At 74.0% G+C, this 12434-nt stretch carries 4 protein-coding genes; all 4 read left to right on the top strand.

Annotated features, from left to right (window positions below):
• Positions 1 to 23: 23 nt before the first annotated feature.
• Genes IE118_RS29395 through IE118_RS29410 form a run of 4 tightly spaced genes read left to right on the top strand, consistent with a single transcriptional unit; the run spans position 24 to position 12430 of the window.
• Positions 24 to 8132, top strand: coding sequence for a non-ribosomal peptide synthetase (locus IE118_RS29395; protein ID WP_229846995.1), 8109 nt, complete (start codon positions 24 to 26; stop codon positions 8130 to 8132).
• On the top strand, positions 8129 to 9922 hold the full coding sequence (locus IE118_RS29400) for a condensation domain-containing protein (RefSeq protein ID WP_189561128.1): 1794 nt from the start codon (positions 8129 to 8131) through the stop codon (positions 9920 to 9922). Before IE118_RS29395 ends, IE118_RS29400 begins: the two co-directional genes overlap by 4 nt.
• Positions 9919 to 10881: an NAD-dependent epimerase/dehydratase family protein gene (locus IE118_RS29405; RefSeq protein ID WP_189561129.1), complete on the top strand. Its 963-nt coding sequence runs from the start codon at positions 9919 to 9921 to the stop codon at positions 10879 to 10881. Before IE118_RS29400 ends, IE118_RS29405 begins: the two co-directional genes overlap by 4 nt.
• Positions 10874 to 12430 carry a glycosyltransferase family 2 protein gene (locus IE118_RS29410; protein ID WP_189561130.1) on the top strand — a complete coding sequence of 519 codons (1557 nt, stop codon included), beginning with the start codon at positions 10874 to 10876 and terminating at the stop codon, positions 12428 to 12430. The genes IE118_RS29405 and IE118_RS29410 overlap by 8 nt, the downstream gene beginning before the upstream one ends.
• Positions 12431 to 12434: the final 4 nt, after the last annotated feature.

The following is a 12434-nucleotide window of genomic DNA, read 5'->3' on the forward strand; positions in this document are numbered from 1 at the left end:
CCTCCGGGCGGGCCACCCACATCATCGACGCGCTCCTCCGGCACGCCGACGCCACACCCGACCGCACCGCCTACGTCTTCCTCGGCGACGGGGAGAACGAGACCGAACGGCTCACCTTCGCGGCTCTGCGCGATCGGGTCGCGGCCGTCGCCGGCATGGTGTCGGAGCACTGCCCTCCCGGCTCACGCGCGCTGATCGCCTACCCCTCCGGGCCGGAGTACGTCCTGGGCTTCCTGGGGTGCCTGTACGCGGGCGTCGTCGCCGTCCCCTGCGACGTGCCGAGCCGGGGTCCGGGGCGGGAGCGATTCGCGTCGCTCGTCGCCGACGCCGAACCGGCCGTCGTGCTGACCGACACTCCCGCGGACGGCCCGCCTCACCTCGACATCCGCGCGGCGGGCGGCGGTGCCACCGTGCCCGCGCACCGGCCCGGCGCCGACGCCCCGGCATTCCTCCAGTACACCTCCGGCTCCACGCGTGAGCCGCGCGGCGTCGTCATCACACACGCCAACCTCATGGCGAACGAACGGATGATCGCCGAGGCGTGCGGGCACGACGCCGAGTCGACTTTCGTGGGATGGCTGCCGCTCTTCCACGACATGGGCATGGTCGCCAACGTCCTTCAGCCGCTGTACCTGGGCGCCTGCGGGGTACTCATGCCTCCCGAGGCGTTCCTGCGCAAGCCCGCCCGCTGGCTGCGTGCCATCTCCCGGTACCGCGCCCACACCAGCGGCGGCCCCAACTTCGCGTACGAACTGTGCGCCGAGCGCATCCGCCCCGAGGAAGCCGAAGGGCTGGAGCTGAGCAGCTGGCGGGTCGCCTACAACGGCGCCGAGCCGGTGCGGGCGGACACCCTGGCCCGTTTCGAGCGGCGCTTCGCGCGGAACGGACTGCGCGCCGAGGCGGCCTTCCCCTGCTTCGGCCTCGCCGAGGCGACCCTGATCGTGAGCGGCACGCCCAAGGACTCCCCGGCCCGCGTCCTGCGCGCCGACGCCGTCGCGCTGGACGCCGGCACGGTCCGCCCGGCCGCGCCGGGTGCGGACTCCGTGCCGCTGGTCAGCAGCGGCCGGGCGGTGCCCGGCACCGACATCCGTATCGTCGCCACCTCCACCGGCCGCGCGTGCGCCGACGGGCAGGTCGGCGAGATCTGGGTGGACAGTCCCAGCGTGGCACGCGCGTACTGGCGCCGGCCCGACGAGTCGCAGACGCTCAACGCGCGGCTGGAGGCCGACGGACCTCGTCATCTGCGCACCGGCGACCTGGGCGCGCTGGTCGACCGGGAGCTGTACGTCACCGGCCGGCACAAGGACCTGATCGTCGTGCGTGGGCGCAACCACCATCCTCAGGACGTGGAGTGGACGGCCGAACGCGCGCACCCGCTGCTGCGGCCCTCCTGCAGCGCTGCCTTCTCATTGGACCGGGGCGGCCGCGAACTCGCGGTGCTTCTCTGCGAGTTCCGCGAGGGCGCGGACTCCGACGCCGCCGCCGAGGCGGCTGCCGCGGTGCGTGCCGCCGTCCTCGCCGAGCACGGCGTGGAGATCGACGAGATCGCCTTCGTGCCCAGGGGAACAGTCCGCAAGACGACCAGTGGAAAGGTCCGCCGCCAGTGGTGTCGGCAGCGCCACGGCGATGGCGCGCTGCCCGTGGTGGCCACGTTCATCCGCTCCTTGCGTCCGGACGCGTCGGCCGCCCCCGACTGGCCGACGCCGGCGACCCTGCGCTCGGTGACGCGCGAGCGGGCGCGGCACCTGCTGTCCCGTGCGCTCCTGGGAGCGGCCGGGGTCGCTCCGGGGGCAGGCGACCCTGCGGCCACCCTGGTCGCGGCGGGCATGGACTCGCTGACGGCCCTGCAACTGCACCAGGACCTGGAGAACCGCTACGACGTGGTGCTGCCGCCGGCCGCGCTCCTCGGCGACGCGTCGGTCACGGACGTCGCCGAGGGTGTTCTGCGGACCCTGCCCCCCGACGCCGGGGCACGCACTCCGCCCTCCGCCGACGGCGTTCTCGCCTCCGGAACGCGGGAGTTCCCGCTCTCCCCGGGACAGCGCGCCCTGTGGTTCGAACATCATGCGGTACCCGGCAACACCGCGTACCACCTGGCCCGGGCGCTGCGCGTCGAAGGACCGTTCGACGAGACCCGGCTGGCCGCTGCTGTGGACCGGGTCGTCGCCCGTCACGCCCTGCTCCGCACCTGCTTCCCCGACCGGGGTGGCGAACCCGTCAACCGGGTGCTGCCCACGGGGCCGCGCCTGGTGTGCACGGACGCGACCGAGATGTCCGAAGCCGCTTTCGCCCAGACCCTCCGGAGAGCGGCCGTCGCGCCGTTCGCCCTCGACGACACCCCGCCGGTGCGGTTCACCTGGTTCCGGCGGGGCCCCGGAGACGGCGTCCTGCTGCTCAACGCCCACCATCTCGTCGCCGACTACTGGTCATTGGTCACGATCCTGCGGGAGCTGTTCGCCCCTCGACACGGCACCGACACCACCACGGTGCCTCGCAGTCACCGCTCCGAGACGGACTTCGCCGCGTACACCGAGGCCCGGCGGCACATCCTGGAGACGGACCGCGACCGGCTGTGGGCGCACTGGCGTGGCGTCCTCGGCACCACCGACCGTGCCGCCGTGCTGCCCCCCGACCGGCCGCGTGGCGCGTACCGCTCCTTCAGGGGTGCCCGGACCGTCTTCCGGCTGCCCGGCGACACGCTCACCGCCCTGCGCGCACTGGCCCGTGCCCAGGGCGCCACCCTCTTCCAGGCGCTGTTCGCCGCCCACCTCGCCCTGCTGCACGACTGCACCGGGCAGGACGACGTCGTCGCCGGCATGCTCGCCGCCGACCGCCGGCACGGCGCCACGGCCGACCTTGTCGGACACCTGGTCGACACCTTGCCCATCCGCTCCCGGCGCGCCCCCGGCGACGACTTCACCACCTTCCTCGCACGCACCCGCGCAGGGGTCCTGGAGGCCTTGGACCACGCCGTGCCGTTCCCCGACCTGGTCGCGGCGCTGCGGCCCGCCCGTTCCACGGCGCATGCGCCGCTGGTGCGCACGCTGTTCGTGATGCACCGCGAACAGGGCGACGCCGACGACGGCTTCCGCACGCTGGCCCTGAACGTGCCGGGTACACTCCGCCTGAACGGGCACACGCTGCACACCGTGCCGGTGGAGACCGGTGGCGCACAGTTCGACCTCGTCCTGTCCATGGCGGAGGTCGGGAACGAGCTCGTCGGTGTCTGGGAGTACGACACCGACCTGTTCGACGCCGCCACCGTGGACCTTCTCGGTGCACGCTTCACCACACTCCTGCGCGAGTGCGCCGCCCGTCCCGAACACCTCCTGACGCGCCATCCGGTCCTCGGTCCGGCGCAGGCCGCCCACCGGCTGCACAGCGCGCAGTACGGGCCGCTGCGCGACCGGTCCCCGGCCGACGCGCTGCACCTGCGGGTGGCCCGGCAGTCCGCGCGGGTGCCCGACGCCGCCGCCGTCACCACCGAGGACGCGGCCGGCGTCGCGCACACCCTCAGCTATGCCGCCCTGGAGCGTGCCACGGCCGCGCTCGCCGCCCGGCTGCGGGACCGGGGCATCGGTGCCGAGGACCGGGTCCTGATCGCGCTGCCCCGTGACGTGTGGCTGCCCGTCGCCTACCTGGCGACTTGGCGCGCCGGCGCGGTCCCCGTCCCGGTCGGCCCGGACGACCCGCCCGCCCGGTGGGCTCTGATCGCCGAAGACAGCGATGCCCGCGCCGTGCTCGCCCACCACGGGTCCGCCGCCCGCTCGCTGGCTCCCGTCGCGCTCGACCCGGCGGACGGCGGGCCCGCTCCGGCCGGACCGCGCCGCGAGCCGCTCGGCGCGGCCCACCCTCAGGCCGCCGCCTGCGTGCTCTACACCTCCGGCTCCACCGGGCGGCCCAAGGGCGTGGTCCTCACCCACGGTGGGCTCGCCAACCGCGTCGCCTGGATGGACGAGGCCTTCACCCCGCGCGCGGACGAGCGCGTCCTGCACAAGACGCCGGTCACCTTCGACGTCTCCCTGTGGGAGCTGATGTGGCCGCTCACCACCGGCGCCACCTTGGTCGTCGCGCCGCCAGGGGCCCACCGGGACGCCGTGCGGCTGCGTGACCTGATGGACCGCCACCAGGTCACCACGACGCATTTCGTCCCCTCGGTCCTAGCCGGCTTCCTCGATGCCCACGCGCCCGAGCGCCGCCCCTGCAACGCCCGGTCGCTCCGCCAGGTGCTCTGCAGCGGCGAGGTCCTGTCCGAGAGCCTCGCCCGCCGCCTGCACGACCGCCTCACCGCGCGGCTCCACAACCTGTACGGACCCACTGAGGCGTCGATCGACGTCACCGCCTGGCGCCGGGAGCCGGGGGAGCGGGGCCCCGTTCCCATCGGCAGGCCCCTCGCGAACACCGTGATCAGGGTGCTGGACGCCTCGGGCCGGCCCGCCGTGCCGCCGGCCGTTGGACTGTTGTGGATCGGCGGAACCGCTCCTGCCCGGGGCTACCTCGGCGCCCCGGCCGCCACCGCCCGCGCCTTCCGCCCGGACCCGTACGCCGACGAACCGGGCGCCAGACTGTACGCCTCCGGAGACCTCGCCCGGTGGCGACCCGACGGTGCCCTGGAGTTCCACGGCCGTGCCGACGACCAGGTGAAGATCTCCGGCAACCGGGTGACCCTCGGCGAGGTCACCGAGGCCCTGCGCGCCCTGCCGTTCGTCCGGGACGCCGCCGTCATCGCGCACGGCGGTGAGCTCCTCGGCTATGTCGTCCCCACCGCCGGCGCGGAGGACGACGATCCGGCACGCACCGCCGAGGCCGCGCGCCGCGCACTTCGCGAGACCCTGCCGTCCTACCTGGTCCCCAGCGCGGTGCAGGCCCTTGCAGCGCTGCCGCTGAACGGCACCGGCAAACTCGACCGAGCCAGGCTGCCCCTGACTCCGAGCCGCCCGGCGCCCACCGGTGACGCAGGTCGCCCGCCGCGCACGGAACCGGAGCGCCGTATCGCGTCGCTGTGGGAGCGTGTGCTGTCCGTGGAGGCGGTTGGCGCTGACGACGACTTCTTCGTCCTCGGCGGTGACTCCCTCACCGCGCTGCGGGTCGTGGGCACCGCGCAACGCGAGGGCATCGCCTTCTCGGTCGGCGATCTCTACGACCACCCGACCGTTGCCGCCCTCGCCCGGCACGCCGCCACGACGGACGGGCGCCCTCCGGCCGCGACCGAGCCCTTCGCCCTGTGCCCGGGGCCGCGCCCCGCCCACGTCGAGGACGCCTACCCACTGTCGATGGCGCAGCGCGCCCTGCTGTTCCAGCAGGCACACCATCCGGGGTACGAGGTCTACACGACCACGGTGACCGTGAACCGTCCCTTGGACGCCGACGCCCTGCGCACCGCGGTCCGACGGCTGATGCGCCGGCACGGCTATCTCCGCTCCTCCTTCGATCCGGCCGCCCGCCCCGAACCCCTCCAGCTCGTCCATCCGCACATGGATTGCCCCCTCACCGTGCGCGACCTGACCGGCCTCTCGCCGGCGGCGGCCGAAGCGGACCTGGCTTCCTGGCTGGAGGAGGAGCGTGGACGGCCCTTCGACACCTCGCGCGGGCCGCTGATCCGGTTCACCGCACACGACCTCGGCGACCACCACCACTTCACGGTCAGCAGCTTCGGCCTCGACGGCTGGTGCACGGCCACCGTGGTGACCGAGGTCCTCGGCGAGGCGGCCCGACCCGGTTCCCCCGGGGCAGCCGCGCCACGGCTCGGCTACGCGGACTTCGTCGCCCTTGAGCGTCGTGCCCTGGATGAGCCGGAGCACCGTGACTTCTGGGCCCGTACCCTCGCCGGTGCCGCCCCCTGCCGCCTGCCCCGCTGGGAACCGGGGCCCCGCTCCGGCCCCGCTCGGGTGCGGCGCTCGGTGCTGCCCGTGGACGACCGGGTTGCCGAACGACTGCACGCGGTGGCCCGGGAGCTCGGAGTCCCGCTCAAGTCGGTGCTGCTCGCCGCGCACCTGAGGGTGGTCCGGGTGACCGCCGGCACCGAGGACGTGATTACTGGCCTGGAGACCAACGGTCGTCCCGAAGGCCCTGACGGCGACCGCGTGGTGGGGCTCTTCAACAACATCGTGCCCCTGCGCCTGCCCGTCAGGTCCGGCACCTGGGCGGAACTGGTGCGCGCCGCCCACTCGGCTGAACGCGAGATACTCCCCCACCGCCGCTATCCGCTGGCCCGGCTCGAACGCGAGCACGGCGCCGCCCGCCTCTTCGACACGATGTTCGTCTACACCCACTTCCACCTCTACGAACAGGTGCCCGCCGAGGCGGCCCTCGATCCGGCCAGCGTCCGGGCTCCGGACCAGACATACGTCCCGCTCACCGCCCATGCCAACGTCGAGGCGGGCACGGGCCGGCTCAGGATCCTGCTCGAACACGATCCCCGCGAACTCTCCGAGGAGCAGACCGCCGCCCTCGCCGAGTCCTACGCCGACGCCCTCACCGCGCTGGCCGCGGACCCCCGGGCCCGCTGGGACGCCGGTCTTCTCCCCACCCCGCAAGGACCCCCCGACGAGCCCGCGTTCGTGCCCGTGCACCGGCTAGTCGAAGCCGCCGCCCGGCGTCATCCGGACCGCACCGCCGTGAGCGCCGACCGGGACCAGCTCAGCTACGCGGGACTGTGGGCCGCCTCCAGCCGGCTCGCCTCCGCGCTGCGCGTCCGGGGCGTGGGCCCGGAGGACGTGGTCGCCCTGCACGGCGTCCGGCGCCCGGAGACCGTCGTCGCCTTGCTCGCCGTTCTGCGGGCGGGTGCGGCCTGTCTGCCCGTCGATCCCCGATGGCCCGCCGCGCGGGTCGCGGACCTCCTGGCCGACGCCGGCGCGCGGCTCTACCTCGCCGCACCCGGCGAACGTGTCGGAGGGCTGCCCGCCGACGTAGCCGTACTGCGTACCGACGCCCACGCGCCGGCCGGGTGCGCCGACGAGCCCTCCGTACACCCGGAAGCCCTGGCCACCGTGATGTTCACCTCCGGCTCCACGGGCCGCCCCAAGGGCATCGGCGTACCGCACCGGGGCCTGGCGGGTTACTTACGCTGGGCCGTCCGGGAGTACGGCATCGACGCCGGCACCCGGTCACTGGTGCACTCCCCGCTCTCCTTCGACCTCACCGTCACCACCCTGCTGGCCCCACTCACCACCGGTGGCGCCGTCGACCTGCTGCGCTCCGACGACCCGGCCGCCACCGGCCGTGCCCTGCGCGCCGGTCCGCACACCCTGCTGAAGGTCACCCCCGCGCACGCCGACGCCCTGGCCGAGCAGATCGGCCCGCGTGGCGCGCCGGCGCTGCGCGCCGTCGTGATGGGCGGCGAGCAACTGTCCCTCGGCACCGTGCACGCCTGGCGCCGCGTGGCTCCGTCGGCCACCGTCTTCAATGAGTACGGACCCACTGAGACGGTCGTCGGCTGTGCCGTGCACCGTTGTGCCGACGCGTCGGCGGACTCGCGCGTGCCCATCGGCGTCGCCGCGGCGGGCGCGTCGCTGACCGTGATGCGCGCCGGGCTGCCTGCCTCCGCACACGCCGAGGGTGAACTCCACGTCGGCGGTCGCGGGGTGACGCGCGGCTATCTGGGCCGGCCCGCCGCCACCGCCGAGGCGTTCGTGCCCGACCCCGTCTCGTTGCGTTCCGGGGCCCGCGCCTACCGCACCGGCGACGTGGTCTCCCGCCGCCATGACGGGCTGCACGTCTTCCACGGACGCCTCGACGATCAGATCAAGGTCGCCGGCCACCGGGTGGAGCCCGGTGAGATCGAGGCTGCCCTGCGTGCCCACCCCGGCATCCGTGCCGCGGCCGTCACCCTCGTGGGACGCCAACTTGTGGCCTACACCGTGTCGGTGACGGATCATCAGGTTACGAACGGGTATTCGATCATGGAATGGTTGTCGGCTAGGCTGCCCGCGTACCTGGTTCCGCACCGGTATGTCCCGCTGCCGGAACTGCCGTACACGCCGAACGGAAAGGTGGACCGCGCCATGCTGCCGTCGCCCGAGCAGCGCCGCGACGAACTGGCGGAGCGCGTACGGCAGATGAGTCCGGACGAGGTGCGCAGCCGGCTCGCTGCCGCGCGGGCCGCCCGGCGCGGCGGACGGAGCCGGACATGAGCCACGACGACGCGGCGCTGACCCCGGAGCAGGAGGAACTGCTCGGCCTGTGGCTCGCCGACGAGGTGCCCGGCACGCAGCCCGACGCCGGCCACCACATTCCGCCGCGCCATGCCGCCGAGTCCGTGCTGGCCGACATCTGGGCCGAGGCGCTGGGCGTACCGCACGTCGGGATGACGGACGACTACTTCGCCCTGGGCGGCGACTCGGTGCTGGCCATCGTCATCGTCGCACGCGCGGCCGAAGCCGGTCTCGACATCTCGGCGCGGGACCTGTTCGAGGCCCGTACCATCGCAGGACTCGCCCTGGACGAGGGCCGGCTCCGCGACGTCCCGTCCCCGGCCCGGCCGGCACCCGTCGCCGCCGAACCCGTGGGCGACCTGCCTCTCACCCCTCTCCAGGAGGGCATCCTCTACCACTCGCTGGCATCGGGCCGGCAACGGGACGGCTACCTGGTCCAAGCCCACTGCCTGGTCACCGGGGCGGTCGACCTGCCGCTGCTGCGCGGCGCCTGGGAGACGGTGCTCGCCCGGCAGCCCGCCCTGCGCACCGCGTTCAGGCTGAGCGGACCGGACGGGCCACGCCGATGGATCGCCCCCACGGCGATCCTGCCCTGGACCGAGGAGGACTGGCGCGGCCGCGACGCACAGGCCGCCCTCGCCGAACACCTGCGCCGCGACCGCGCGGCCGGCTTTGATCTGGAACGCCCGCCCCTGTCCCGCGTCGCCGTGTTCCGGGAGGCCGGGGACCGGCACCGCATGGTGTGGACGCACCACCACCTGATCCTGGACGGCTGGTCCCAGCAGATCGTCCTGCGCGACGTCCTGGAGCACTATGCGGGCCTCGTCGCGGGCACCCTCCGGGACCCGGCCACACCGCTCGTCCAGTCCGCCCCCGCTCCCGGGACGACCCTCACCCCGGCACCGGCGGCCGAGGAGGAGGACCACTGGCGCGGTCTGCTCGCCGGGGCGCGGCCGACCCTGCTGGTACCGGAGCGGGACGACACCCAGGAGCGGCAGGGCCACGGCCGTGCGGTGGTCACCGATGTCTGGCCGGCCGACCTGGTCACCGCCCTGGAGACGTTCGCGGCCGGCACCGGTGTGACCGTCGCCACCGTCGTCACCGCCTGCTGGGGCATGGTGGCCGCCGCCCGGACCGGCGCCGACGAAGCTCTGTTCGGACTGACGGTGTCCGGTCGGGACCCGGCCCTGCCCGGCGCCGGGGAACGCGTCGGAATGTTCGTCAACACCCTGCTCACCCGGGTGACCGATGAGGGAGCGACGGCGGAGGAGTGGCTGCGGGCACTGCAGAGCGGGCTGACCGAGTCCCGGCGCTTCTCGGGCACCGCGCTGAGCCGGGTGCTGCGTCGGTCGGGGTACGACCGCCTGTTCGACTCCCTGCTCGTGGTCGAGAACTTCCCCACCTGGCTGGGGCCGGGCACCAGGGTCGCAGGACTGGTCGTCGACCACGTCGACGTCGTCGTCGACGAGGGTTACCCCCTGGTCGTCGAGGTGGCGACGCACAAGGGCCTGGTCGTACGGCTGCGGCACGATGCTGCGAAGGTCTCCGTCGCACAGGCGGAGGACATCGTCGGGGACCTGCGCGCCTGTGCGCAGCTGCTGGTCACGGGGGCCGCCCCTGCTCCCGCCGGGGTGCGTGCCGCGCTGACGGACCGCCTCGCCGCCGCCCGCGACCGGGCCGTCCTCGCCCGCCGCGCCAAGGCACGGGACCTGCTCGGCGCGGCGCGTCGGCGTCCTGCGGACCACGACGCACGAGAGGGCGGGACATGACCCGGGTTCTGGTCACCGGAGCCTCCGGCTTCATCGCCGGCCGACTCGTCGAACGGCTGCGCCGTGACGGTCACCGGGTGCGGGCCGCGGGCCGCCGTCCCGCGGTCGCCGACGAGTTCGTCCAGGCCGACCTGCGCGACGCGGAGCAGTGCAGGCGGGCCGTCGAGGGAACCGACGTGGTGTTCGCCCTCGCCGCCAACATGGGCGGCATAGGGTGGACCCACCACGCTCCCGCGGAGATCCTCCGGGACAACCTGCTCATCACCACCCAGACCGTCGAGGCGGCCCGGGCCGCGGGCGTCACCACGCTGGTCTACGCGTCTTCGGCCTGCGTCTACCCTCGCTACCTGCAGACTCGTCCGGACAGCCCCGCCCTGCGGGAGGACCAGGTCTTCCCCGCGGACCCCGACATGTCGTACGGCTGGGAGAAGCTCACCGGCGAGACGCTGTGCGAGACCTACCGCGACGCCTACGGGATGGACATCAAGGTCGCACGGCTGCACACCGTGTACGGGCCTGGTGCCGCCTGGTCGGGCCCGCGTGCGAAGGCACTGATGGCGCTGTGCGCGAAGGTCGCCGCCATCGACGGGAACGCCGGGACGATCGAGGTCTGGGGCGACGGCACGCAGACCCGCTCCTTCTGTCACGTCGACGACTGCGTGGAGGGCCTGACGCGACTCGCCGCCTCCGGTGTCACGGTGCCGGTGAACATCGGCTCGGACGAACGCGTCACCATCGCGGACGCCGTACGGCTGATCGCGGACGCCGCCGGCAAGGAGGTCACGATGAGCTTCGCGCCGCACCAGCCGGTGGGACCGCTGGGCCGCAGCTCCGACAACACCCTGTGCGGCGAGCTGCTCGGCTGGACTCCCGGTGTTCCGCTGGCGGAGGGCATCCGCGAGACCTACCACTGGGTCGCCACGCGGGTGGCGGGAGAGAGGAGTCGAGCCGGTGTCTGACCACGACCGCACACGCCCGGAGCGGACGCTCGCCCGGCTCCTGCTCGGCCACCTTCCGGGCCGGCGTGACAGGAGCCTCCAGGACCTGGCGACCGCCTTGCTGCGCGACCGGGAAGGGCACAGCCCGGTCCTCGACGCCGTCAACACCACACTCGCCGTGCGCCGCGACCTCACTTACTGGCTGCGGCTCGAACCACGGCGCCACTGGTCCCGGCTGACACACCGTCCGGTGCCGCACGCCGGACCCGACCGCCCACTGTCCCTGCTGTGCCCGAGCCGGGGTCGCGTCGGTAACCTGGGCTCCTTCCTGCGCAGCGTCCACCGCACCGCCGTCAAGCCCGGCCGGGTCGAGGTGATGGTCTATGTCGACGAGGACGACCCCGCGCTGCCCGCGTACCGCCGGATGTTCGCCCGCACCGCGAAAATCTGGCCGGGTCTGGGCGCGTGCCGTCTGCTCGTGGGTCCACCCGAGGGCGTACCCCAGGCATGGAACGCGCTCGCGGCGCGGGCCAGGGGCGATCTGCTGATGATGGCCAACGACGACCAGCTCTACGTCGACCACGGCTGGGACACCACCCTGGACAACCGGGTGACGCAGCTGGCCGCCCTGCACGGCGACGACGTGCTGTGCCTGTACTTCGACGACGGCCAGTACACCGACGGGGGGCGCGACTTCCCGATCGTCACCCGCAGTTGGTACGACACCCTCGGCTACTTCACCCCGACCGTCTTCCAGCAGTGGGAGGTGGAACGGTGGGTCTTCGACATAGCCCTGCGCCTGGAGCGCTGCCACCCGGTGCCAGGGGTGTTCGTGGAGCATCGCCACTACCAGGACTACAAGGCGCCCTTCGACGAGACCTACCAGCGTCACCGGGTGACCCGGGAGAAGTCCCTCGCCGATCACGCCCTGTTCCTCGCCACCGAGTCGCAGCGCGCTGCCGAGGCCGAACGGCTGCGCCGGGTGATGGCTCCCGCACCGGGCCAGGGTTCCGCCCCGACCGCGGGCCCCGCCGTGCCCGGCACGGCCGATCCGATCCCCGCCCGTACCGCGGCGCCCGCGACCGTACTGCCCGATCCCTGGTTCGCCGGCCGGCTGGCGGCGTCCCGAGCCCGGATGGCGGCCGAGGCGACCGCCTGGCGCGACCGCGTCGCACCCGGTACGGCCCCCCACGCGCTGCCGTTGTGGACGGACGGGCGGCCCGCGACCGGCAGCGAGGCGAACTTTCCGGCCACCCTGGACGTGCTCGCCGCGATTCCCGAGATCGGCGCGGCCCGGGACGGGACCGCGGTCCTCGAGTGGTGGCCCGCCGGCAGCGACGCCGCCACCTCCGGGGGTGCCCCGCAGCGGTCGACCACCCTGCTCGCCCTCTCCGGCACGCCGGGCGTCCGCCTCCGGCTCGACGGGTGCGCCCACCCCTTGCCCGCGGACGGCTGTCTGACGTACGAGGCCGCCTCGAACCGGGAGACACGGAACGACGGTCCGGACGGTGCGCTCCTGCTCGCCCTGGGCACCGCCCGAGCGGACGCCGACCACCGGAGCGAAGGATGACGCC

The sequence above is a fragment of the Streptomyces pilosus genome, assembly GCF_014649835.1.
GTDB classification, from domain to species: Bacteria; Actinomycetota; Actinomycetes; order Streptomycetales; family Streptomycetaceae; genus Streptomyces; species Streptomyces pilosus.

What these genes read in the sequence shown, in the direction of transcription:
- IE118_RS29405 (WP_189561129.1), top strand. Translation starts at nt 9,919, where the DNA reads ATGACCCGGGTTCTGGTCACCGGAGCCTCCGGCTTCATCGCCGGCCGA.
- IE118_RS29400 (WP_189561128.1), top strand. Translation starts at nt 8,129, where the DNA reads ATGAGCCACGACGACGCGGCGCTGACCCCGGAGCAGGAGGAACTGCTC.